A 24239-nucleotide genomic window follows, 5' to 3' on the forward strand; every position below is an offset into this window, starting at 1 on the left:
GAAACATCAAAACTCCGGACCGAGCAACAGGTAGCTGAGCAGGAAGACGGGCAGCGCCGCCGTCAGGCTGTCGATGCGATCGAGAATGCCCCCATGGCCCGGCAACAGGGTGCCGGAATCCTTGATGCCGGCTTCCCGCTTGAACATGCTCTCGGCCAGATCGCCGAGCACGGAGGCCAGCACCGCCAGCAGGGAACAGAGCAGCACGGTGCCCATCTTGGCAGGCACGAAGCCCATGAACCAGGTCACGCCGATGGCCAGCAGGCTGGCGGTAAACAGCCCACCCAGCATGCCTTCGATGGTTTTACCCGGGCTCACGGCCGGTGCCAGCTTGTGTTTGCCGAACGCCTTGCCGAAAAAATACGCGCCAGAATCTGCCGCCCAGACCAGTCCCATCACGAACAGCAGGATCCAGGCCCCCATCATGGGGTCGTGGTAGAAGTTGTAACCGCGAATGGCCACCAGGGACCAGAAGAAGGGAACCAGGGTCACCAGACCGAACAGGGATTTGAGCCAGATGGATTCACGCCACAGCCTGGCGCTTTGCGGGTAGCGCAGCACCAGCAGCAGCCCCAGCAGCCACCAGCTGACAGCGGTCCAGAGCACGCCCATCACCAGCGGATGCAGTTGGGGGATCCAGAGTTGCTCCACGGGCACCCAAAACAGGCTGGCCCCCAGCAGCAGACAGAACACCAGCGGCAACCACTGTTGCGGCTGGGCAGTGACGAAGGCACTCCACTCACGGCTGGCCAGCAGAAAGACCAGGGCGGCGAGCAGGGCAAAGAATTTCAACGGCAGAAAAAACAGCGCCCCCAACACCAGGGGTACTAACAGTAATGCGGTAATAATTCGTTGTTTTAGCAAAAGAAACCTCTCTCTTGGGAGCGGGGTTTAGCCGGTCTGTTGCGCGGCGATCAATTCCCGGATCTGTTCACCCGTACACCCGAAGCGACGCTCGCGAGCAACGAAGGAGGCAATTGCCCCACTGAACTCGGCCTCGTCAAAATCGGGCCACAGGACCGGGGTAAAATAGAGTTCGGCATAGGCGAGCTGCCACAGGACAAAGTTGCTGATGCGATGATCCCCGCCGGTGCGGATCAACAGATCCACGGGGGGCAGATCAGCCATGCAGACATGACGACCCAATGCCGCCTCATCGACCGCCTCGGCATCGAGTTCACCCGCCGCCACGGCCCGTGCCAGGGTCCGGGCCGCCTGGGCGATGTCCCACTGACCGCCATAGTTGGCGGCGATATTGAGGGTCAATCCCTGATTGTTGGCGGTCAGGGCCTCGGCCTTGGCAATCTTGGCCTGCAGCCGCTCGCTGAAGCGGGCAGTGTCGCCAATCACCCGAAGGCGAATGCCGTTGCTGTGCAACTTGCTCACCTCGCGACCCAGCACCGTCATGAACAACTCCATCAGGGCGTTCACTTCTCCTTCCGGACGGCGCCAGTTCTCGCTGGAAAACGCAAACAGGGTCAGCGCCTCCATCTTGGCACGAGCGGCAAAGGCCACGGCCTCACGCACGGATTTCACGCCCGCCTTGTGCCCGGAAACCCGCATCTTGCCGCGGTTCTGGGCCCAGCGACCATTGCCATCCATGATGATGGCGACGTGACGGGGCAAGGACGAGCTGGCGCTATCGCCTAGCGCTGCCAAAAGCGACATTCATTTCTCCCACAAAGACAAAAGCGCCGTGCAGGGGCACTACACGGCGCTCGTAATATACCTGTCGGAGGCTTAGATTTCCATTAGCTCCTTTTCCTTCACAACCAGGGCGTCATCCACCAGCTTGATGAAGGTATCGGTCAGCTTCTGGATCTCTTCCTGGGCGCGACGGTCGTCGTCTTCGGAGATCTCTTTCTCTTTCAGCAGGGCTTTCAGGTCGGCGTTGGCATCGCGACGGATGTTGCGAATGGCAACCCGGGCACCTTCGGCTTCGGCACGGACGATCTTGGTCAGATCACGGCGACGCTCTTCGGTCAGCGGCGGCAGCGGTACGCGCAGAGTCTGGCCGTTGCTGGACGGGTTCAGGCCCAGATCGGAGGTCAGGATGGCTTTTTCCACCGCCTGGATCATGGAGCGATCGAAGATGGAGATGGAGAGAGTACGGGCATCTTCTGCCACCACGTTGGCCAACTGCTTCAGAGGAGTGGCAGCACCGTAATACTCCACCTGGATGCCGTCGAGCAGGCTCGGGTGAGCACGGCCGGTACGGATCTTGGACATCTGGGTCTTCAGCGACTCTACGCTTTTGCCCATGCGGTCCTTGGCGTCGTTTTTAATCTCGTTGATCACAGTGGTTTTCCTTTTGGCGAACGAGCCGACGGGCGGCTCGTATCTATCTTGTTGACTGGCGTAATGGACAAGCGAGCCTGGGGCTCACACTTGCCTTACTTGCTGGCCTGGTGGATCAGGGTACCTTCCGGCTCACCCATGATCACGCGGCGCAGCGCGCCCGGTTTGTTCATGTTGAACACCCGGATCGGCAGATCGTGGTCGCGGGCCAGGGTAAAAGCAGCAAGATCCATCACTTTGAGTTCTTTTTCAAGAACTTCATCATAACTCAGTTCCTGATAGAGCACGGCATCCGGGTTCTTGACCGGGTCATCGGTGAACACGCCATCGACCTTGGTGGCTTTCAGCACGACGTCGGCTTCGATCTCGATACCGCGCAGGCAGGCTGCCGAGTCGGTGGTAAAGAAGGGGTTGCCGGTACCGGCAGAGAAGATCACCACCTTGCCGGCACGCAGCTGGCTGATGGCTTCGGCCCAGCTGTAGGAGTCGCAGACCCCTTGCAGGGAGATGGCCGACATCAGGCGGGCATTCACATAAGCACGATGCAGGGCATCACGCATGGCCAGGCCGTTCATGACGGTCGCCAGCATGCCCATGTGGTCACCCACCACGCGATTCATGCCTGCCTTGGCAAGGCCGGCACCACGGAACAGGTTGCCGCCACCGATGACCAGACCGACCTGAACACCCAGCTCAACCAGCTCTTTGATCTCTTGGGCCATCCGTTCCAGCACCGCCGGATCAATGCCAAAACCCTCGGATCCTTGCAGGGCTTCACCACTCAACTTCAGAAGAACACGTCTGTATGCAGGCTTGGGATTGGTACTCATGTCACTGATTCCTGGTCATATAAAGACCGCGACATAAGTCGCGGTCTGGGGAAACGGAAAAACCGGTTCGATTAGGCCTTCTGAGCGGCCGCGATCTGGGCTGCTACTTCAGCAGCGAAGTCGGTCTCTTGCTTCTCGATGCCTTCGCCCACTTCGAAACGGGTGAAGGAAACAACGTCAGCGCCTTCTTTCTTCAGCAGCTCGGCAACGGTCATGGAAGGATCTTTCACGAACGGTTGACCAGTCAGGGAAACCTCACCGGTGAACTTCTTCATGCGGCCTTCAACCATCTTCTCGGCGATCTCTTTCGGCTTGCCGGAGTTGATGGCGATGTCGATCTGGATTTCGCGCTCTTTGGCAACGACTTCGGCAGACACGTCTTCCGGTTTGACGAATTGCGGGCTGTTGGCAGCAACGTGCATGGCCAGATCTTTGGCCAGCTCGTCGGTACCGCCAACCAGCTTGGTGATAACACCGATGCGGGAGCCGTGAACGTAGGTGCCCAGGTTGTCACCTTCAACCAGCATCACGCGACGCAGGTTCATGTTCTCACCGATCTTGGCGATCAGGTTGGTGATGGTCAGCTCGACGGACTCGCCGTTGCCGAAGTCGGCGGCTTTCAGCGCGTCAACGTCAGCGATTTTCTGGGTAGCAGCGATCTCGACGATCTTCTGACCCATGGCCAGGAAACCGGCATCCTTGGAAACGAAGTCAGTCTCGCAGTTCAGCTCGATCATGACGGCAACGTTGCCTTCGGTACGGGCGAAGATCACACCTTCAGCGGCGATACGGCCAGCTTTCTTGGCGGCCTTGGCCTGACCGGATTTGCGCATGTTCTCGATAGCCAGCTCGATATCACCGTTGGCTTCTTCCAGCGCTTTTTTGCAATCCATCATGCCAGCGGCGGTGCGCTCGCGCAGTTCTTTTACCAGGGCGGCAGAAATGTTTGCCATGTCCAGTATCCTCGGTCTTGAATTGACAAGAAACAGGGGCCACAAGGGCCCCTGCTAACCAATTACATCAGCTTGGTTAATAAGGGCTTTTCAGTCCTTATCAATTACTCAGCTTCAACGAAGCCATCTTGTTCGGCTTGAACAACGATGTCCTGCTCACGGGCTTCCAGAACGGTGTCAGCAGCAGCGTTCAGGTACAGCTGTACGGCACGGATAGCGTCGTCGTTACCCGGGATGACATAGTCAACGCCGTCCGGGTTGGAGTTGGTATCAACGATGGAAACTACCGGGATACCCAGGTTGTTGGCTTCTTTGATAGCGATGTGCTCGTGGTCGGCATCGACAACGAACAGAACGTCAGGCAGGCCGCCCATGTTCTTGATACCACCCAGGCTCTTCTCCAGCTTTTCCATTTCGCGAGTACGCATCAGCGCCTCTTTCTTGGTCAGCTTGTCGAAGGTACCGTCTTCGCTCTGGGTTTCCAGATCTTTCAGGCGCTTGATGGACTGACGAACGGTTTTCCAGTTGGTCAGCATGCCGCCCAGCCAGCGGTGGTTTACATAGAACTGGTCGCAACGCTCAGCGGCTTCTTTGACGGCTTCAGACGCGGCACGCTTGGTACCTACGAACAGTACCTTGCCTTTCTTGGCAGCTACGGAGCTGATGAAGTTCATGGCATCGTCAAACATCGGAACGGTTTTTTCCAGGTTGATGATGTGAACTTTGCTGCGGGCGCCGAAGATGTAGGACTTCATTTTCGGGTTCCAGTAACGAGTCTGGTGACCGAAGTGAACGCCGGCTTGCAGCATGTCGCGCATAGAAACTTTAGCCATTTTATACCTCTGTATTGGGGTTAGGCCTCCACACATCCCATATAACCGACCCGTTAAGGCACCCCGGCATATGTGTCGATGTGTGTGTGTTGTTGAGTAAGGGTGATGGCATGAGGACACGAGTTCCCCATTCCGGCGCGCTTTATACCATAACTTTGGTCATGACACCACCAGCCCGGGTGCTAAAAATGGATCCCGGACCATGGTGCGACCGCCTGATGACGTTGCGATGACGATCACACTGGAAGTAAACGGGGGTTGGGGATAAAATTTCGCCCTGATTGCAAACGCATCTATTTTTCATTACCTGGTTGTTGGGCATCGGCAGGATGCGCAATCAGGCCCCAAGAGAGATCCCATGTCCATTAAAATCAAGACACCGGAAGAGATTGAAAAAATGCGTGTCGCCGGCCAGCTGGCCGCCGACGTGCTGGTCATGATCGCCCCCCACGTCAAGGCGGGCGTCACCACAGACGAACTGAATACCCTCTGCCACGACTACATCGTCGACGTGCAGCAGGCCATCCCCGCGCCGCTCAATTACCACGGCTTCCCCAAGTCCATCTGTACTTCGGTGAACGATGTCATCTGCCATGGCATCCCGAACCACAAGAAGCTGCGGGAAGGGGACATCATCAATCTGGATATCACCGTCATCAAGGATGGTTATCACGGCGATACCTCCGCCATGTTCATCGTGGGCCAGACCACCCCCCTGCGTCGCCAGCTCTGCAAGGTGGCCCAGGATAGCCTCTATGCCGCCATCAAGCGGGTGCGCCCGGGCATGTGCATCACCGAGATCGGCGCCGTCATCCAGCCCATCGTCGAGCAGGCAGGCTTCTCCGTGGTACGCGACTACTGCGGCCATGGCATCGGTGCCGAGTTCCACGAAGAGCCGCAGATCCTCCACTACCGCAACGGCGGCAAGCTGGAGCTGAAAGCGGGCATGTGCTTCACCATCGAGCCCATGGTCAACAGCAAGAAGTACCACTGCAAGGTCAATCCGAAGGATGGCTGGACCGTGACCACCAAGGACGGCGGTGACTCCGCCCAGTGGGAGCACACCCTGCTGGTGACCGAGGATGGCTGCGAGGTCCTGACCCTGCGCCCCGACGACACTATCGAGCGTTTTATCCGCCACGTTTGACATTCAACCCCGGCCGCGCGCCGGGGTTGCTCTTTACCCGGCCCGACCGAGAGTGTGACATGCCATGGATGCCAGCCTGCTTTCTCCCCATCTGCTCCCAGACGATCAGCTCACCCGTGACAACTGCAAGGAGTACCTGAGCCGCTTTCTCGCCTGGCTGCATGAGCGCTTCGACGCCGGTGACAACATCATCGAACTGGTGGCCACCCGCTCCGAATACATGGACGCGCTGCTGACCAGGCTCTGGCACAAGTTCGGCTTCGACAGGACCGAGCTCACCCTGATCGCGGTGGGGGGCTATGGCCGCGGCGAGCTGCACCCCCACTCCGACATCGATCTGCTTATCCTCTATGAAGGGGACGAGCTGGACGAGGTGCTGGGGCTGCGCATCGGCGAGTTCATCACCCTCTTGTGGGATCTCAAGCTGGAAGTGGGGCAGTCGGTGCGCAACGTGGCCGAGTGCATCGAGCAGGGTCGCAACGACATCACGGTTGCCACCAACCTCATCGAGGCCCGTTACATCACGGGTCGCCTGGCGGGATTCGAGCAGTTGCAGGCGGCCACCCAGCCCCAGCACTTCTGGCCGAGCGAAGCCTTCTTTCGTGCCAAACGCGAAGAGCAGGCCCTGCGCCACCAGCAGTTTCTCGGCACCGCCTACAAGCTGGAGCCGGATCTCAAGAACAATCCCGGGGGCCTTCGCGACATCCAGACCCTGGCCTGGGTCGCCCGCCGCCACTTCGGCGCCACCACCCTGTTCGAGATGACCAGCCACGGTTTTCTCAACCGGGCCGAGTACCGGGAGCTGCTCGACTGTCAGAACTTCCTGTGGAAGGTGCGCTTCGCCCTGCACATGGCCATCAACAAGGGGGACAACCGCCTCTTGTTCGACCGCCAGCGCACCGTGGCCCAGATGCTGGGGTTCGAGGGGGAAGGAAACGGCCCGGTCGAGCAGATGATGAAGCGCTTCTACCAGACGGTGCGACGGGTGGCCGAACTCAACGAGATGCTGCTGCAACTCTTTGACGAGGCCATTCTTGGCAACACCGCCATGGACGTGCGCCGCATCAGCGACGAATTCCAGCTGCGCGGCCGCCTCATCGATGCGGTGGACTCCGAGCTGTTCGGCCGGGATCCTGCCGCCATCCTGCGACTCTTCTACCAGATAGCCCAGCACCCGGAGATCGCCGGCATCCACTCCGCCACCTTGCGCCAGTTGCGCGAGGCCAGACGCACCCTCAACTGCTGGCTGCAAGATCTACCCGAGTGTCGCCGTCTCTTCATGGCGCTCCTGCGCCACCCCAACGGCATCGGCCAGCCGCTCACCCTGATGCACAAGTACGGGATCCTCGCGGCCTACCTGCCCCAGTGGAACCTTATCGTCGGCCAGATGCAGTTCGACATGTTCCACGCCTACACGGTGGACGAGCACACCCATCGGCTGCTGCAGAACATCCATCGCTTCCCGAATCCAGCCAGCCGCCAGACTCACCCGCTCTGCCACGAGGTGTTCACCCAGTTGCGCAAGCCCGAGCTGCTCAGCATCGCCGCCCTCTTCCACGACATCGCCAAGGGCAGGCGCGGCGATCATTCCGAACTCGGGGCCGTGGATGCGCTGGAGTTCTGCCAGTTGCACGGGCTGGATCGCTACGAGAGCCGACTGGTCGCCTGGCTGGTGCGCCACCATCTGCTGATGTCGGTCACCGCCCAGCGCCGCGACATCTACGACCCGGATGTGGTCACCGACTTCGCCCAGAAGGTGCGGGATGAATTGCACCTCGACCTGCTCTATTGCCTGACCGTGGCCGACATCTGTGCCACGAACGACAGTCTGTGGAACGACTGGAAGGGCACCCTGCTGCGCGAACTCTACTTCGCCACCCAGAAGGCCCTGCGCCAGGGGTTGGAAAACCCGCCGGACATGCGCCTCAAGATCCGTGAAAACCAGCGCCAGGCCAGGCAGATCCTGACCCAGCGCGAGGTGCCACAGGAGGCGGTCACCGCCCTCTGGAACGACTTCAAGGCCGATTACTTCCTGCGCCACAGCCCGGAGCAGATCGCCTGGCACTGCCGCAAGATCATCGCCCACGGTGACAACCCGGCCCCCCTGGTGCTCATCGGCAAGCACCCCATACGGGGCGGTAGCGAGGTGTTCATCTATTGTCGCGATACTCCCAACCTCTTTGCCACCGTGGCCTCGGCGCTGGATCAGAAGAACCTCAGCATCCACGACGCCCAGATCATGAATTCGCGCAACGACTACGTGCTCGACACCTTCATCGTGCTGGAGCCAAACGGCGAGCCCATCAGCCCCAACCGTACCGCCACCATCAAGAAGGCGCTGGAGAAAGCCCTTCAGGAGCCGGGCAAGCTGGTGCTGCGCAGCAAGCCCCTGTCCAGACGCCACCGCCAGTTCAGCGTGCCGACCAGGGTGGTCTTCCTGCCCCACAAGGGGGAAAACCGCCACACCCTGCTGGAGCTGACGGCCCTGGACACTCCGGGCCTGCTGGCCCGTATCGGTGCCGTGTTCCAGCAGTGCGGCCTCTCCCTCCATGCCGCCAAGATCACCACCATCGGTGAGCGGGTGGAGGACTTCTTCAGCCTCACCACCCTGGCCGGAGAGCCGCTGAACCCGGAGGAGCAGCAAGCCCTCGAGGAGAGGCTGGTCAATCAGCTCAACCCCCAGGAACCGGTTGGCGAGAGTGCCTGACACGCTCGGATGAAGCCTCGAAAGAGGCTTTTTGACATATTGATTCCTCAATCAGAACAAATGGTTGGACCACTCAAGTACAATAAATCGCCCTGATTCTGAAGAAATCGGCGAGAGCCCTTAAAAACGATTGGAAAAGTGTGATACAACAAACAGAATTTTATAAAGGAAACCTGTCATGACCCAGTTGCAACAGACCATCGAAGCGGCCTTCGAGCGCCGTGACTCCATCACTCCCGGCTCCGTCGATGCCGCCACCAAGGCCGCCATTCTGGAAGCCATCGACCTGCTGGACTCCGGCAAAGCCCGGGTTGCCGAGAAGATTGCCGGCGAGTGGGTCGTCCACCAGTGGCTGAAGAAGGCCGTGCTGCTCTCCTTCCGCATCAACGACAACGGCATCATCAAGGGCGACGATGCCCAGTACTACGACAAGGTTCCCCTGAAGTTCTCCAACTACACCGAAGAGCAGTTCAAGGCTGCCGGTGTACGCGTCGTGCCGCCCGCAACCGCGCGCAAAGGCTCCTTCATCGCCCCGAACACAGTGCTGATGCCCTCCTACGTCAACATCGGCGCCTTCGTCGATGAAGGCACCATGGTCGACACCTGGGCCACCGTGGGCTCCTGCGCCCAGATCGGCAAGAACGTGCACCTCTCCGGCGGCGTCGGCATCGGCGGCGTACTGGAGCCACTGCAGGCCAACCCGACCATCATCGAAGACAACTGCTTCATCGGTGCCCGTTCCGAAGTGGTGGAAGGGGTGATCGTCGAGGAAGGCTCCGTCATCTCCATGGGGGTCTTCATCGGCCAGTCCACCCGCATCTATGACCGCGAAACCGGTGAAATCCACTACGGCCGCGTCCCGGCCGGCTCCGTGGTCGTTTCCGGCTCCCTGCCCTCCAAGTGCGGCAAGTACAGCCTCTACGCCGCCGTCATCGTCAAGAAGGTGGATGCCAAGACCCGCGCCAAGGTCGGCATCAACGCCCTGCTGCGCTCCATCGACGAGTAATCCACGCCGATGTCATCAAGGGCACCTCTGGTGCCCTTTTTCATGCCCGCTCTCATGGGCGGGCGCCAACTCCCCTGCCCCACCATCACTGCCCCCCATGAGACGACACCGCTTATGGCAGTACTGACAAGGCGTTCACCTCTCCCCCTTGGCTCGTTGATTAAAAAAGACCTTTTTGACACCAATTTGAATTTGGCGCGCCTGTCACAGGCAAGGCGTCCGGACTCGGGTAAGATAGAGGGGTCAGGATCGTTTCAAACCAAGGAAGCCCGATGTACGAGAATCTCAAGAGCCTGGGGATCCAGGAACCCACCTCGGTGGACAGCTACACCCTGCGCCAGGAAGCCAACCACGACATCCTCAAGATCTATTTCAAGAAGCAGAAGGGTGAATTCTTCGCCAAGAGCGTCAAATTCAAATACCCCCGCCAGCGCAAGACCATGCTGGTCGACTCGGGGACCCATGAGTACAAGGATGTAACCGAGATCAACGCCAACCTCAAATACGTGGTGGATGAGTTGGACAATCTGACCCAGGGCGGCCAGCCTTCCGCCGATCCGGACATCAAGCAGAAGATACTGCGCGACTTGCGTCATCTGGAAAAGGTGGTGCAGAACAAGATCAGCGAGATAGAACGGGATCTCGAAAAGCTTTAAGCCGGTCTGATGCAGCAAAGGCGCCCAGGGGCGCCTTTTTCATTGGATAACACCATGCTGGCGCCGTCAGGAAAGTCCCCGCACATGTCCCGCCACCAAACGCAACCCAGCAAAAAGGGAGGCTTGCGCCTCCCTTTTCGGAACTCGGATATCGGAGCGACAATCAGTTGCTCTTCATCCAGATGTCCATTTCAGTTTTCAGGTTGTCGGACTTGGTGCCGAAGATGGCTTGTACACCGGAACCCGCCACCACCACACCGGCGGCACCCAGCTTCTTCAGACCAGCCTGGTCAACCTTGGCCACATCCTTCACACCGACACGCAGACGGGTGATGCAGGCGTCCAGAGAGGCGATGTTCTCTTTGCCACCGAAGGCGGAGACCAGTGCAGCAGACATCTCGTCCTTGCTTTGACTGGCAGAGGACTCTTGAGCGGCTTCGTCTTCACGACCCGGAGTTTTCAGGTTCATGGCACGGATGACCACAGTGAAGACCACGTAGTAGATGACCGCGTAGACCAGACCCAGACCCACCAGCAGCAGCATGTTGTCGGCACGCGGGGATTGCACCACGAAGTCGATGAAGCCGTTGGAGAAGGTGTGACCGTGAACGACACCCAGCATGTTGGTCAGGACATAGGCCAGACCGGCCAGCAGGGCGTGGATGGCGTAGAGTACCGGGGCCACGAACAGGAAGGAGAATTCGATAGGCTCGGTGATACCGGTCAGGAAGGAGGTCAGGGCAGCAGAAGCCATGATACCTACGATCTTGGCGCGGTTTTCCGGCTTGGCGGAGTGCGCAATGGCAAACGCGGCAGCAGGCAGACCGAACATCTTGAACAGGTAGCCACCCGCCAGTTGACCGAAGCCGTTACCGGCAGCACGGGAAGCGTCATCAGCAGTCAGGAAGCAGGTCATGATGCCGTGTACGGTTTCACCGGCGGCGTTGACGCAGGTACCAGCCTGATAGAAGAACGGCACGTTCCAGATGTGGTGCAGACCGAACGGGATCAGGGAACGCTCAACCACGCCGTAGATACCGAAGGCCAGGACCGGGTTCTGGTTGGCAGCCCAGTCGGAGAAGGCACCGATGGCACCACCAATCGGCGGCCAGATGAAGGAGAGCACGACACCCAGACCGATGGAAACAAAACCGGTGATGATGGGCACGGCGCGCTTGCCAGCGAAGAAGCCGAGGTACTCTGGCAGCTGGATCTTGTAGAAGCGGTTGAACGCCCAAGCAGCCACGCCACCGGCGAGGATACCACCCAGCACACCGGTATCGATCTTCTCGACACCCATCACAGGCGCCATCACAGTCAGGGTGGCGGTCATGATGCCGTAGCCGACGATGGCGGACAGGCCGGAAACACCGTCGTTATTGGTGAAGCCAAGGGCGACGCCCACGGCGAACAGCAGAGCCATCTGGCCGAATACGGAACCACCGGCCTGCTCCATCAGTTGGGAGACGATTTCCGGCAACCAGCTGAAGTGGGCAGCACCCACCCCCAGCAGAATACCTGCAACGGGCAAGACCGATACGGGCAGCATCAGCGCCTTACCGACCTTTTGCAGATTAGAGAAAGCATTTTTTAACATGTGTGCGCTCCTGAATGGATTTTTTTCCGACAACGACTCAGGGCAGTTTATTGATGACGATATGCTTCATCCGTCACTGCGCCAAGTGCGTTTCCCGGGTTGCTTATTTTGACCAGCAGAATATAACCCAGCGGGGGTGGAAATGCCTCTGTCGGAAACAAGGGAATAATAAATTTGGAGGAGAGATCACAAGATAATAAATAAGCAGAGAGGGGACTGTCTTGAATATTATTTCGTATTGTTATAGCTTCACCACAAAAAGAAATAAATCACTTCAAAATAAATCACAAAGAAACCAAATAATACCCAGCGATACTCACTGTAACTGAATGTAACTTATTGCGGATTTATATTATCCAGTCTACCGATTAAAAAGGCCTCCAACAAGGGAGGCCTCCAATAAATATCGATTTTAATAAACCGAGATATTTAGTTCTTCTGTGAACGTTTCACTGCATCAATAAAGACCGATTTCGCCTTGGTTGAACCGGCACGCTCGGCTTCATTCACGAGTTGCATCGCCTTGTCGATGTCACCGGCCTTAACCGCTTTCTCGATCTGGGCGTTGTAGAAGCTCTCGGTCTCGCTCAGCATGGCGGGAGCCGGCTTGCTCGGCGCTGCGGCAACGGCTGCCGTGGTGGCCGCCGTCGCAGCCACGACAGTGGTAGCAGGCTTGGCCTGGCTCATCGCCACCTTGTCGGCGTATTCAGGCTTGAACACGGCTTCCAGGCCTTGTCCCTTGGCCATGTCCGTGACCTTGATCTGTACCAGACCCCAGGGCGAATGGGGGATCACGGGGTCCTTGATATCCGGCTCGACCGTGCCGTTGGCACGGGCAAAGGCCTTCGCGGGGTGCAATATGGTGGTGCTGCCCGCCGTCTCGTTGGCCGGCGCATAGACCACCATATAGGTTTCAGTGGCGGGATTGCCCGGCATGCTGCGGTCCACAAACACACGCCCCTCAATCCTGTCGTTGTCGAGCAGGTGGGCTGGTTGATAGGCAAAGACCGACTCACCCAGCACGCGAGTCACCTTGAACTGGGCATCCAGCATGATCACCTTGGGAACCAGGACCGTCTTGCTGACCTGGGAGGCCAGGGTGATGGCCAGATTGCCGGTATTGGCCGGCAGACGATAGGCGGCAAAATAGCTCATGCCCTCGTCAAACTGATAACTGGGCTGCTTGCCGTCGATGGCCAGCAGCGTCTCGCCTTCCGGCAGGGAGACATAATTGAATTCGTTGAACCCTGTGCAACAACTGGTTGCCTGGGAGAGCGCCTGCTTGGCCTGATCGGCATTACTCAGAATGGAGGCGTGCTCCTGCACGGGCACCACCATGCTACCGGAACAACCGGCCAGCAGCGCGGTAACCATGGCCGCGATAGACATCTTTACCAGTTTCATTCTTCTTATCTCCATAACCCGGTTGCCACATCATGCGAAACAAAACTGCCCCCATAAGGGGGCAGTGACTAACTTAACTGAAGATATTGCTTACCACCAGGCTTCTGCTTGTACGCCAACCTGATAGGTGTCTTTGGAGGTGTTGCCTTCAAAGGCGTTCTGGTCTTCGGTGTTCTTCAGGTAGGTGGCGAACACGCGGATTTCCGGACGGGCCCAGAAGCTGGAGCCGGCAGACCAGGCCTGAGCCAGGGTCAGCTTGTAAGCGCCATCTTTGTCGGTGGTACCGGAAGTGGACTTGTTCTTGTCCTGGAAGTAGCCGCCTTCGAAGATGGTCTTGTTGAAGTCATCCCACTTGTACATCGGGCGAGCGACGACAGACATGGTTTCGTACTTGTCGTTGCCGTTCCACATCTCGTTGCCTACCCCGTAGACCAGCTGGTGACCCATCTCCCAGGAGTTGCCCATCGGGATGACGCCCCAGTTGATGATACGGTAGCCATCGGCACCGGCTTTGGCTTCGGCACCGTACCAGGAACCGTCACCGTAGAAGGCCATGGTCTTGGAGTAGCCTTCGGTACCGTACTGCAGAACGGTCTTGTTGAAGCCACCGAAGATGCCTTGGGTCAGTTCGGCAGTCAGCATGACGCCGTTCTTCATGTTGTCGTTCTTCAGATCTTTCTGGGCGTCTGTCTCATTGACCAGGGCATACATGGCGCCCACTTCCAGAGAGCCGTCCTGCCACAGCGGGATGCCGGCATAACGCACGTCCAGGGTGTTGACGTTCAGATCTTCGTTCTTCTGGTAAACCGGATCACCGTTGCCATCTACACCGGTCTGGGTGTACTGACCGAAGACATCACCCGCGCTGCGGTCGTTGCGGACCCAGGCCAGGGAGAGCTTGCCAGGACCAGCCTGGATGCCTTCGATACCGGCGCCGGCACCGGAGATGTTCCAGTAGTAGAAGTCAGAGATGTGGATGTCGTGACGTTGGTAGTAACGCTTACCGGCCCACAGGGTGGCTTCCGGCGCGAAGCCCAGCAGCCCCTTGGCTTGCACGTTGAACTGACGCAGGGCGAAGTCGGAGTCGCCGTTGCACTGCTTGGCATCGAAGTTACAGACGGTGCCGGTACCTTCCCAGTCGTTGGAGCCGTTGGACGCCATGGCGAACATGGAGTCTACGTAGAAAGTCTTGCCATCTTTGTTGAAGACTTCCTGACCCAGCTGGACTTCGCCGTAGGTATCATTTTCGTTACCCAGACGACCAACCTTGTTGACGTTGTATTTGACCATGTCCCCGTCACCGGAAACACCGACACCTGAACGGAAGTAGCCGTGGAAATCAACGGCGAAGGCGGCTTGGGAAGCCAGGGCTGCGGTTACTGCTGCAGCGATCGGGAGCCACTTTGCTTTCATTTTCATTTTCCTTATTCCCGCTGAGAGGAGTGTGATCCTGATATTCAAGTTCTTATCACCGGAAAAACGTTTTGGTGATAACCGAGGTCGATTATATGTACCCAAATTCCCTGCAAACATGAGCTGATTCACAAAACGATGACAAATCGCACGCCACCCACAACCGCAGCAACAACAACCCAATAAATTTTCACTTCATAGCATTAAAAACCCCATGAACAACAAAAAGAGGAGCAACAACACCAAAGAAAGCGCTTTCAAATATTAATTCGCGACGAGAGTTAAGTGACAAATCCGTGTCGCAGTAGCAAAAACATGACTGAAATCGCTTTCAATGCGGAACTTTTAATTTTTCAATTTGTCGTGGGTGATGATGAATATGGCCAATCGGTTATCATCATTGGCGAGAAAAATAACCGGACGAAAGAGAGGATATATTTGGGGGCTGAGGCGTGACGCCCCAAAAATAAAACACCCCCGTCAGCACGCTCACGGAGGTGAATTTATTCTCGGGGAGAAGGGGCTGGCTACAGTCTATTTTCCCAGGTTTTCAACCAGGCCAGCGCTGCCACTTCAGGCTCATCTTCTACCGTCGCATCGATTTCCAGGTGCACAACCAGTGGCTCGGCAGCCAGCTCCTGCAACAGCGCATCCAGCGTTCGCCCCGCTCCGCAGAAGTGTTCATAGCTGCTGTCTCCCATGGCGATGAGGGCATAGCGCCATCCCTTCATATAAGGAGCACGATCGGCCAGGGCACTGGCAAAGGGCTGCAAATTGGGCGGTATATCCCCCTGCCCCGTGGTGGCGGTCACGATGAGCAGAAAGCGGGAGGCATCGATGTCGGTCAGCGCCGCGTCATCGAAGATCTGGCAGACATGGCCATCGGCTTGCAGGTGGTCACAGAGGGTCTCGGCCACCAGCATGGCAGAGCCGTAGACGGTGCCGACCAGGATGTCGATCTCGGCCATCAGCGACTCCTCAGGGACAGACATTGGGCCCGGCAAGACCGGGATGGGTAGGAAGAGCCCCCCTGAACAGGCGGGGGGTACGCGATTGCGCAGGCGATATCTCGTTGAGCCATAAGTCATTCCTCTGACGTACCTAGGTTACAGCATGCCACAGCCCGGTCAGAGGCAACAGATGGAAAGAGGCTCAGGCGCCGTAGTCTTGCTCGCTGGCAGGCCAGCCCAGACGGGCGAACAGACCCAGCACCTCGGGGCCCAGGGGCGCCTGGATCCGCATCGGCACCTTGAGCACCGGATGCTCGAAGCTCAGACGGTGCGCGATCAGCAGCAGGCGGTCGCACCCGTAGTGCTCGCGAAAGAAGCGGTTGTGCCGGCCATCCCCGTGGGTGGTATCACCGACGATGGGGTGGAACAGGTGATCCAGATGGCGGCGCAGCTGGTGCTTGCGCCCCGTCTTGGGAAAGAGGCGGACCAGGCTGTAGCGACTGGTGGGATGCTTCTTGGAGACGGCGAAGGGCAACTCGACCTGATGCAGACGACGAAACGCGGTCACCGCCTCCTGGGCGGGGCGATCCGGGTCGCTGAAGGCATCGGCAATCTTGTCCAGCTGCTCCTTGAGCGGATAGTCGATGAGCCCCTCTTCGGGGGCCCATCCCCGCACCAGTGCCAGGTACTCCTTGTGGACCTGACGGGCAGCAAAGGCCTCGGTCAGAGTACGGGCCACGGCAGGATCGAGAGCAAACAGCAGCACACCCGAAGTGGGCCTGTCCAGTCGGTGCACGGGGTAGACATGACGACCCCCGATCAGATCCCGGGTCATCTGCATGGCGAAACGGGTCTCGGCCTTGTCGAGCCAACTGCGGTGCACCAGGAGACCGGACGGTTTGTTCACCGCCACCAGCCAGTCATCCTGATAGAGCAGAGTCGGCTGCAAGGCATCCGCTGTCCGGGTCTGCGCGTCCATCATTGTTCGACCACTTTGCCGGAGAGCAGCAGATCGAAACGGGCGATCAGACGAAGCAGGGCCTCGACCTCCGCCAGCTCCTCTTTATAGACCTCACTCGCCATGGGATAGAGGGAGACGCTGGTCGGCAGCGGAGCCTGCAGCAGCACCAGCTGCTCCATGCGCGGGATCAGCACGAACTGCAGCCACTGATCGAAACTCAGGGTATCGACACAAAACGGCAGCTCGCTTGCCAGCGCCTCGCTCCCCGGATGGTCGGCTTGCCAGCGTTCCAGACGTTGCAACTCGGCAGTCAGCTCTCCCAGCAGACCGGCAACCAGCAGATATTGATTCATCTCGCTCACTTCCTCATCGCGGGCCCGGTCTGCGACGGGGCCCCACTCAATACGGCCATCAAAAAGGGGCGCTACTATACACCGACCCCACAATGGCTGCCATGTTGCCGTCACCTTCATACCCTGCATCACCGCCTCTGGCTATCTGGTGCAGCCCCCTTATAATCGCCCGCATTATCTTCAAGCGGGATCTCTTCATGTCTTCCATCAACACCCTGACCGAGTTTCTGACCCAGGCCGATACCCAGTTCCAGCTGTTCGATCTGGGCCGCCAGGTGCGCCCACTCCCCAGCGACCTCTTCGTGCGCATCGAGCAGCAGCAGGAGCCCTACCCCTGGCCGTTGCAGCAGCACGCCTGGCTCGGCGTGCACTTCTTCCAGCCGACCGAATCCAGGCACTACCTCTGGTTCCTCAAGTTCGCCCTCGATGAGCGCGGCCTGCTCATCTCCAGCGGCCCCAAGCATTTCATGGATCAGGTAGTAGAGACTCTGGGCTACAAGCTCACCGGTGAACTGGACGAAGAGAAGGCCCAGCGTCTGGCGGACAACCCCTACACCTTCCGCCCGGCCGAGGCCAAGATGGCCAGTGTGCACGCCAAGCTGGCCCGCCAGCTGGAACAAGCCCCTTCCGCTTACTACGAGGCCCTCTGCCACTATCTGGCGACGCCGGGGGAAGAGGGGTGGCAGGCCCTGGGACTGCAAGGGTTTGCAGATCTCGCGGAGCGGCTGCAGGTTGAACGCAACCTGGCACTGGTCTGCAAGGCCTTGCCCGTGCTGCCGCAGGCCCCCCTTTACGCCCTGTGCCAAAGCCTGGAGAACGCCCCCCTGCCTCCAGCCCTACAAGGCGCATTGCTGGAGCGCATCGGCAAGGAGCAGGAGTGCGCCGAGCCTGACCCCGAAACCCTGGCCTATCTGTGCCGGGCACTGGCCTCCTGCCCGGGCAACGGACTGCGCACCAACAAGCTGCTGACCCTGCTGCAAACCCGGCCAAGCCCCTCCCTGCTCCTCGCCATCGCTGGCCGCCTCTGGCCCGATCTGAAACACCCCGAACTGCTCGGCCTGTTTCTGGAGCAGCTCGCCCTGCAACCCACCCAGTTCTTCAACCAGGTATTTGCCGAGCTCGTCACGCTGCCGGCCCTGCGCAATGATATGCTGGCAAAACTGCGTGACCCCGAACGCAGCGAGGCCCTGGGTCTGGCCATCGGTCGCCTGTTCGCTGCCACCTAGGCCCGACACAACGGCCCTGTTGCCTGAGGCGAACAGGGCCCCACACACATCACAGAAGGAACCCGCTGATGGGAGAAATGCTTGGGATCTTGCTGCTCGGCCTCGTTGGCTGGGCCTTCTGGCAACAGCGCCGCCAGGCGGAGCTGGCTTGGCAATACATGCGCCGCTACTGCCAGCACCACGACCTGCAACTGCTGTCGCTGGCGCGGACACACCGTGCCCTGGGGCACAAGCCCCTGCGCCTGCTCACCTACTACCAGTTCGAGTTCTCCAGCGACGGAGAGAGCCATTATCAGGGACAGCTCTGCATGCAGGGGCTGCATGTCGCCGGTGTCGAGCTGCCACCCCATCGTCTCCCCTCCTAGATTTGAGAGCACGGGGGCTGGCTATACTCTTCCACAGCCCCCTTCCAAGGAGTACCGACATGGAATTGCTCACCCATGATATGGCCGCCCTGTTTGCCCAGCTGGGGCTGGCCAGTGACGACATCAGCCAGCAGCGTTTTATCCGCGACCATCCCATCGATCGCCATACCCAGTTGCCCGATGCGCCGTTCTGGACGCCTTCCCAGGCAGGCTTTCTGCGCGATGCCCTCAGCCACGACGCCGACTGGGCGGAAGCCATCGACCAACTGGATGTGATGCTGCGCCAGGGGACCTGATCCCCCCACTCCCGGCGGCCAGCGTTGGGTAGACGCGGAGCCGCCAATCCCCTCCCTCTCGCCACCCACGCCCTTCGCTCCGCTTTCCTGATGGACAGGCTTTGATTAAGCTCTGTGCCACTATCCACCCGCAGCAAGACGGCCGTGCAGGAGCCAAGATGTCAGCCCAAGAGATCATCCAGATAGCCAACGAACTCAGTGCCAGGGGGATCACCCCCTCTACCGCCATGGTCAAGGCCCGCCTCAGCCATCCCGTGCCCATGGCCGAGCTGCTCAAGGTGTTGAGCCAGTGGAAGCAACAACCCCAGCCTGCGGCGACAGCGCCCGCCCCCGCCAGTGCCCCCGAGGCGCCCCCTTTGGCCACGGAAAGCGTCACTCTTCAGCAACTGAGCGAACAGCTCGCCCGGCTGGAGCAGAAGGTCGATCGCCTCACCGACCTGCTGCTCAACCAGAAGCCGGATTGACCCATCGCCATGTATATCCTCGAACTCACCTTTGAGTGCTACCGCGATACCTCCCTCGGGGAGGCCGAACGGGCCATCGTCCACTACCTCGACATGCTGCGCTATCAGGGTCAGATCCTGGGGCGGGAGTTTCCCACCAGCATGCACGAAGGCTATTTCGTCAGCCGGGTGGTCTGCCCGGAGCAGGACAGCCTGCACCCTGACAACCAGAGCGAGCTGGTCGCCCTTGCCGAGCAAGGTCTGCACCAGGCGGGCCTGCTCGCCCCCAAACTCCACCTGCAAGGGGCGGATCTGCTCTCGGACAGTACGGACCCGTGCGCAGAACAGGGAGAGCGTCCCAGCTGGATGCTGCTCTACACCAGCTTCCTGCACAGTTGCTCTCCCCTGCGCTGTGGCGATCACTTCGCCCCCATCCCGCTCTATCGGCTGCCCGCCGTCGCCAACGGTGACCACAAGCAGATCATCAAGTGGCAGGAAGATTGGGAGGCCTGCGATCAGTTGCAGATGAACGGCTCCATTGCCGAGCACGCCGCCCTGCACGAAATCGGCGAGGTGGGCAGCCGCCTTCATCGCCGGGGCAGCGATCTCGCCAGACGGCTGGAGCTCCTGAGCGGCATTCCCACCTATTACTATCTCTACCGGGTAGGCGGCCTGAGCGCCGCCGAAGAGCGGGCTCGCCCCTGCCCTGGCTGTGGTGGTCCATGGGCGCTGGCCGCCCCCCTGCACGAGATCTTCGACTTCAGGTGCGAGCCTTGCAGGCTGGTGTCCAACCTCTCCTGGGACTTCAAGGAGTAGGAGCCTACCGCGCACAATGGCGCAATAAAATGGCGCCATAAAAAGAGAGGGCCTTGCCAGGTGGCAAGGCCCTCTCTTTTGGGGCATCACTGGGGCAAGGTTTCCAGTCGCGCCAGAAAGGCCGGCAACGAGGGGGCCAGCGTCAGGCGCCGTCCGGAGTCCAGCCACTCCAGCCACACCTGGCCGCTCTCGTTATCGAGGGACACCAGCGTCATCTCGTTGCGGGTCGTGGCAATGAAGAGTGAAGGGGATCGCTTCAACTTGCGCAGCATCAGCAGGTGGCCGATGAGGTTCTCCTTGAGCAGATCCAGATCGGCGTCGTTCCACGGCAGGATGAGTTCGATGCGCAGCCCCTTGAAAGAGCAGGGCAGAGGGCGGCTGAACCAGTGGCCAAACAGGGCGATGGCGCTGGGATGCAGGGTCAGCTCCAGGGCGTTCGCCATGGCCGTGAAGTCGGCTGCCTGCTCCCGCTGGAACGGACGCCAGGCTACCCGCCCCTCCCTGGGTTCATCCAGCTCGCAAGGAGAGCGCCAATCGGCCTCCCAGTCACACAGGGGCAGCCCCCACCTTCCTTCACCATCGCGCTGCCAGCGTAAAAAGAACTGCTCCAGGGCAGACAGGACTTGATCCGACATCGATATTCCCCACAATAGCGGCCTCTGATGGCCGCAAGTACCTGATCGAAAAATCGGGCCATTGCACCATCAAACCCCTTATCAGACAAGCGTGAGCAAACCAGCATGAGCAAACAAGAGAGATACGCCGGCGCCAGTGCGCTGCAAGGCCTGAGCCTGGGGCAGCAGTCCGCCTACATCAGCCAGTACACCCCGAGTCTGCTGCAGCCCGTGCCACGCAGCCTGAACCGCGACGATCTTGGCCTGAGAGGTGAACTGCCGTTCCAGGGGTGCGACGTCTGGACCCTGTATGAACTCTCCTGGCTCAATGCCAAAGGCAAGCCCGTGGTTGCCATCGGGGAGGTCTTTGTGCCTGCTACCAGCCCGAATCTCATCGAGTCCAAGTCGTTCAAGCTTTACCTGAACTCCTTCAACCAGACCCGCTGCGACTCCCTGGAGGCAGTGCAAGCGCTGCTGGTTCAGGACCTGAGTGGCTGCGCTGGTGCCCCGGTGAGCGTCACCCTCTTCACCCTCGACCAGGCCCCCCACCAGATAGCCCAGCTGCCCGGTGAGTGCATCGACAGCCTGGATATCGAGGTGGACGGCTACGAGTTTGACGAGACCCTGCTGCAAGGGGCCGCCGGTCGCGAGATCGTGGAGGAGACCCTGCACAGCCACCTGCTCAAGTCCAACTGCCTGGTGACCAGCCAGCCGGACTGGGGATCCGTGGTGATCCATTATCGCGGCCCGCGCCTCGACCGGGAGAAGCTGTTGCGCTACCTCATCTCGTTCCGCCAGCACAACGAGTTCCACGAGCAGTGCATCGAGCGCATCTTTACCGATCTCAAGCACTTCTGCGCCCCGGAGCAACTGACCGTCCATGCCCGTTACACTCGCCGCGGCGGCCTGGACATCAACCCCTTCCGCAGCGACTGGGAGCCGGTTCCGGCGAACCAGCGCCTCATTCGCCAGTAATCACCGGCGCCGCCATCCTGCGGGCTGCGGCCGGCTGCGCATCACCTCAGTAAACTCTGGACGGGCGGGGGTGGGCTTGGATAACATGCCTGCACCTCCGTGCCGTTCTTAATCCAATGAATCAACTGTTTTTTCTGGCAATGATGATGTCCTCCCTGTCGGCTCCTGATCTGGATCTGGCCAAGGAGCAGTTGTCCATCGACCTGCAGCAGGCCCAGACCCTGGTGCTGACCGATCCCGCCAGATGTGCCCAGATTGCCACCTCCTTCCTCGAACGCACGGCTAACAATCCCAAGCAGATCATCAGCAACCGTCAGGAATACGGCTATCGCGAGCCGATGCTGAACTACGGTACCGCCACCCAGACCACGGGAGCCTATCTGCTCAAGGGGGAGTGTCTGCAGCAGCTAGGGCAGTTCGCCCAGGCACAGGAGTCCTTTGAGCAAGGCATCGCCATGGCCGAGAAAGAGCAGCAGTTCGAGCTGCAGGCCCATGGGCTCTATCTACTGGTTAGAAGCCGCAACCTGCAACAGCATACCCATGGCGCCGCGGCCCCCCTGCTCGACAAACTCGACAAACTGCTGGCCAATCCCGACCTCAAGGAGAGCCAGTTGCAGGTCTACAGCCGCTTGCTGCGCGTCAACGCCAGCATAGAGGAACGGCAATTCGATCTCGCCAAACAGCAGCTGGCCGAGACCCGCAAATGGGCGGATCACGCCAAGCAGCCTCTGGCCAGGGCCTGGACCAGCGCCGTGGGCGGGGATCTCTATCAGGCTCTGGGTCAGCCCCAGCTTGCACTGGGGGAGTACATCGAAGCACAACAGCAAGCCAAGCCCCTGCAGGATCCCCTCTTCCTCGGCCTGCTCTCGAACCAGATGGTCAGCCTCTATCAGGAAGAGCAGGAGCCACAAAAAGCGCTGCAATACGCCAGCGAGGCGGCCAACTATTTTCATGCCCTCGGCAATTCCTCCATGCTGAGCGACGCCCTGATCGTGCTCGCCCGTCTCAACCGGGATCAGGGCGAGATGAACATGGCGCTGGTCTATTTCTTCAATGCCCTCGACCTGCTGGACGAGAGCAGCAACCGCACCCGCATCGCCCATCTCAAGTTCGAGATAGGCAAGACCTACCTGCAGACCGGCAACCTCAACCTGGCGCGAAACTACCTGAACGCCGCACGCCAGTCCCATGAGCTGGGGGATGACAAGGAGTCGCTCATCGACACCCTGCTGTTGCTGGGAGAGCTGCACCTCAAGCAGCAGGAGGCCGGCATCGCCATCCTGCAGTTGGAGAACGCTCTCACCCTGGCCAACCGGATTGGGGACATCCGGCGCCAATTCGAGATCTTCCGCCTGCTCTCCGTCGCCTATGAGCAGAAGGGTTACCTCCAGCAGGCCCTGGAGAGCTACAAGAATTACCACCAGCGCAGCGAACTGGTTCGCCAGCAACAGCTGGCGCTGGAGCAGGAGGCGGTGCGCGACAACTACGCCCAGGTGGAGCGTGTGCAACAGGTCAAGGAGCTGGAACAGCAACTCGACGTCAGCCAGCACCAGCAGGAGCGATACCTCTGGACCAGCGTCAGCACCGGGCTGCTGCTGGCACTCTTCATCTATCTGTTCTTCACCCTCTGGCTGAAACTGCGGGTCGCGCGCCTTCATGCCAAACAGCTGGGAGAAGCCCTGCTGGTAGAGCCGCGCAGCGGCCTGGCCAACTGGCAGCGACTGATGAGCCGCTGGCCGCGGGAGATGGCCAAGCGCCAGCAAAAATCCGAGCGCTGGTACCTGAGCGAACGCCCCACCAGCGAATTTGACGACAAGCTGCACTACCTGCTGTTCCGGGTTCCCTTCCTGATCAACAGCCTGGAGCAGCACGGCTATCAGGTCAGCCGCGAGATAGAGCAGGCCTTCGGCCGTTACGTCAACGAACTGACCCCGCAGGATGGCCGCATCTACGACCTGCGCGAAGGCCACCTGCTCTATGTGGTGCCCCAGCGCCACGTGGCCCAGTTGCATCAGCTGGCCCAGACCCTGCTCGACACCCTGGCAGCCTTCCCCTGCGAGCACCCGCTGGACAGGCGCATCAGCCTCGGCATCGTCAGCCATCCCTTCCTGCCCAAGGCGGCCATGGCCCTCGATCACCACGGCCTGTTCGATCTCTGCTACCTGGCCCTCTCGGGTGCCATTCAGCTCAGCGAAAAATGCCAGCAGAGCGTCTGGCTTGAGCTGGCCGCCATCGATTGCCAGCAGGCCGCATTTTTTAACGGAGATGTGTGGCAATGCTGCTTGATGGCAATTGACAAGGGACTGGTAAAAGTAAATTCTTCTCATGAAAAGCAATGGGTTAACTGGCTTGCGCTTTCACGGACGAAGGTTGCGGACAATCCGTGACAAAAAGGT

25 protein-coding genes are annotated in these 24239 nt (G+C 59.7%); 12 read left to right on the forward strand and 13 right to left on the reverse strand.

All coding sequences use genetic code 11. From position 1 onward, the window contains the following. Positions 1–6: 6 nt before the first annotated feature. The 6 genes from AB5Y89_RS05215 to rpsB form a co-directional block, all read right to left on the reverse strand. Positions 7–864 carry a phosphatidate cytidylyltransferase gene (locus AB5Y89_RS05215; protein WP_039039428.1) on the reverse strand — a complete coding sequence of 286 codons (858 nt, stop codon included), beginning with the start codon at positions 862–864 and terminating at the stop codon, positions 7–9. A gap of 27 nt (positions 865–891) precedes the next feature. Beyond that, positions 892–1668, reverse strand: a complete 777-nt coding sequence (gene uppS, locus AB5Y89_RS05220) for a polyprenyl diphosphate synthase (RefSeq protein WP_124814246.1) — start codon at positions 1666–1668, stop codon at positions 892–894. A 72-nt stretch (positions 1669–1740) separates the two neighbouring features. After that, positions 1741–2298: a ribosome recycling factor gene (frr, locus tag AB5Y89_RS05225; protein ID WP_010673406.1), complete on the reverse strand. Its 558-nt coding sequence runs from the start codon at positions 2296–2298 to the stop codon at positions 1741–1743. A 95-nt stretch (positions 2299–2393) separates the two neighbouring features. Then, a complete protein-coding gene (pyrH, locus tag AB5Y89_RS05230) occupies positions 2394–3128 on the reverse strand; it encodes a UMP kinase (RefSeq protein ID WP_010673405.1) in 735 nt (244 codons plus the stop codon). A gap of 71 nt (positions 3129–3199) precedes the next feature. Further along, a complete protein-coding gene (gene tsf, locus AB5Y89_RS05235; RefSeq protein WP_010673404.1) occupies positions 3200–4081 on the reverse strand; it encodes a translation elongation factor Ts in 882 nt (293 codons plus the stop codon). 104 nt (positions 4082–4185) lie between these two features. Continuing rightward, entirely contained in the window at positions 4186–4914 is a 729-nt protein-coding gene (rpsB, locus tag AB5Y89_RS05240; protein WP_010673403.1) for a 30S ribosomal protein S2, read from the reverse strand. 358 nt (positions 4915–5272) lie between these two features. On the opposite strand from rpsB, the gene map reads away from it, so the two are divergent. The 4 genes from map (at position 5273) to AB5Y89_RS05260 (ending at position 10430) form a co-directional block, all read left to right on the forward strand. Continuing rightward, a complete protein-coding gene (gene map / locus AB5Y89_RS05245) occupies positions 5273–6061 on the forward strand; it encodes a type I methionyl aminopeptidase (protein ID WP_010673402.1) in 789 nt (262 codons plus the stop codon). A 64-nt stretch (positions 6062–6125) separates the two neighbouring features. After that, entirely contained in the window at positions 6126–8768 is a 2643-nt protein-coding gene (glnD, locus tag AB5Y89_RS05250; RefSeq protein WP_042015535.1) for a bifunctional uridylyltransferase/uridylyl-removing protein GlnD, read from the forward strand. 178 nt (positions 8769–8946) lie between these two features. Continuing rightward, entirely contained in the window at positions 8947–9774 is an 828-nt protein-coding gene (gene dapD, locus AB5Y89_RS05255) for a 2,3,4,5-tetrahydropyridine-2,6-dicarboxylate N-succinyltransferase (protein ID WP_010673400.1), read from the forward strand. Positions 9775–10046: 272 nt separating this feature from the next. Continuing rightward, the gene (locus AB5Y89_RS05260) at positions 10047–10430 is read left to right on the forward strand and encodes a DUF3461 family protein (RefSeq protein WP_039039426.1); all 384 of its coding nucleotides are present in this window, start codon (positions 10047–10049) and stop codon (positions 10428–10430) included. A gap of 163 nt (positions 10431–10593) precedes the next feature. On the opposite strand, the gene ptsG is transcribed toward AB5Y89_RS05260, so the two are convergent. From ptsG to AB5Y89_RS05275, 3 genes are all read right to left on the reverse strand, one after another. Continuing rightward, positions 10594–12027, reverse strand: a complete 1434-nt coding sequence (gene ptsG / locus AB5Y89_RS05265; protein ID WP_045523587.1) for a PTS glucose transporter subunit IIBC — start codon at positions 12025–12027, stop codon at positions 10594–10596. Between the two features lie 429 nt (positions 12028–12456). Then, positions 12457–13431, reverse strand: coding sequence for a MalM family protein (locus tag AB5Y89_RS05270; protein WP_202042135.1), 975 nt, complete (start codon positions 13429–13431; stop codon positions 12457–12459). Positions 13432–13521: 90 nt separating this feature from the next. Then, complete coding sequence (locus AB5Y89_RS05275) at positions 13522–14844, reverse strand: maltoporin (protein WP_041214686.1); 1323 nt, start codon at positions 14842–14844, stop codon at positions 13522–13524. Positions 14845–15159: 315 nt separating this feature from the next. Between AB5Y89_RS05275 and AB5Y89_RS05280 the strand changes: the two genes are divergently transcribed. Beyond that, a complete protein-coding gene (locus tag AB5Y89_RS05280; protein ID WP_368223027.1) occupies positions 15160–15300 on the forward strand; it encodes a hypothetical protein in 141 nt (46 codons plus the stop codon). 71 nt (positions 15301–15371) lie between these two features. Here the strand turns inward: AB5Y89_RS05280 and AB5Y89_RS05285 are convergent, their stop codons facing one another. From AB5Y89_RS05285 to AB5Y89_RS05295, 3 genes are all read right to left on the reverse strand, one after another. Next, entirely contained in the window at positions 15372–15812 is a 441-nt protein-coding gene (locus AB5Y89_RS05285; protein ID WP_042877869.1) for a flavodoxin, read from the reverse strand. A gap of 184 nt (positions 15813–15996) precedes the next feature. Next, positions 15997–16776: a tRNA pseudouridine(65) synthase TruC gene (truC, locus tag AB5Y89_RS05290; protein WP_368223030.1), complete on the reverse strand. Its 780-nt coding sequence runs from the start codon at positions 16774–16776 to the stop codon at positions 15997–15999. Continuing rightward, on the reverse strand, positions 16773–17108 hold the full coding sequence (locus tag AB5Y89_RS05295) for a YqcC family protein (RefSeq protein ID WP_010673392.1): 336 nt from the start codon (positions 17106–17108) through the stop codon (positions 16773–16775). The genes truC and AB5Y89_RS05295 overlap by 4 nt, the downstream gene beginning before the upstream one ends. Before the next feature lie 197 nt (positions 17109–17305). On the opposite strand from AB5Y89_RS05295, the gene AB5Y89_RS05300 reads away from it, so the two are divergent. The 5 genes from AB5Y89_RS05300 (at position 17306) to AB5Y89_RS05320 (ending at position 20254) form a co-directional block, all read left to right on the forward strand. Further along, positions 17306–18334 carry a DUF3549 family protein gene (locus AB5Y89_RS05300; RefSeq protein ID WP_368223031.1) on the forward strand — a complete coding sequence of 343 codons (1029 nt, stop codon included), beginning with the start codon at positions 17306–17308 and terminating at the stop codon, positions 18332–18334. A gap of 68 nt (positions 18335–18402) precedes the next feature. Continuing rightward, the gene (locus AB5Y89_RS05305; protein ID WP_039039421.1) at positions 18403–18699 is read left to right on the forward strand and encodes a DUF3301 domain-containing protein; all 297 of its coding nucleotides are present in this window, start codon (positions 18403–18405) and stop codon (positions 18697–18699) included. A gap of 59 nt (positions 18700–18758) precedes the next feature. Continuing rightward, positions 18759–18995 carry a DUF2789 domain-containing protein gene (locus AB5Y89_RS05310; RefSeq protein WP_039039420.1) on the forward strand — a complete coding sequence of 79 codons (237 nt, stop codon included), beginning with the start codon at positions 18759–18761 and terminating at the stop codon, positions 18993–18995. Positions 18996–19153: 158 nt separating this feature from the next. After that, positions 19154–19459, forward strand: a complete 306-nt coding sequence (locus tag AB5Y89_RS05315) for a DNA-binding protein (RefSeq protein ID WP_069651743.1) — start codon at positions 19154–19156, stop codon at positions 19457–19459. 9 nt (positions 19460–19468) lie between these two features. After that, positions 19469–20254: a Zn-ribbon-containing protein gene (locus AB5Y89_RS05320; RefSeq protein ID WP_045523591.1), complete on the forward strand. Its 786-nt coding sequence runs from the start codon at positions 19469–19471 to the stop codon at positions 20252–20254. Between the two features lie 86 nt (positions 20255–20340). Here the strand turns inward: AB5Y89_RS05320 and syd are convergent, their stop codons facing one another. Next, on the reverse strand, positions 20341–20889 hold the full coding sequence (syd, locus tag AB5Y89_RS05325; protein WP_368223034.1) for a SecY-interacting protein: 549 nt from the start codon (positions 20887–20889) through the stop codon (positions 20341–20343). Positions 20890–20994: 105 nt separating this feature from the next. On the opposite strand from syd, the gene queF reads away from it, so the two are divergent. After that, the gene (queF, locus tag AB5Y89_RS05330; RefSeq protein ID WP_368223036.1) at positions 20995–21843 is read left to right on the forward strand and encodes an NADPH-dependent 7-cyano-7-deazaguanine reductase QueF; all 849 of its coding nucleotides are present in this window, start codon (positions 20995–20997) and stop codon (positions 21841–21843) included. Positions 21844–21959: 116 nt separating this feature from the next. Next, positions 21960–24230 carry a hypothetical protein gene (locus tag AB5Y89_RS05335; protein ID WP_279966552.1) on the forward strand — a complete coding sequence of 757 codons (2271 nt, stop codon included), beginning with the start codon at positions 21960–21962 and terminating at the stop codon, positions 24228–24230. Positions 24231–24239 lie beyond the last annotated feature (9 nt).

Origin of the sequence: Aeromonas sp. s4, assembly GCF_040907855.1 — a bacterium.
Classification (GTDB): Bacteria; Pseudomonadota; Gammaproteobacteria; order Enterobacterales; family Aeromonadaceae; genus Aeromonas; species Aeromonas caviae.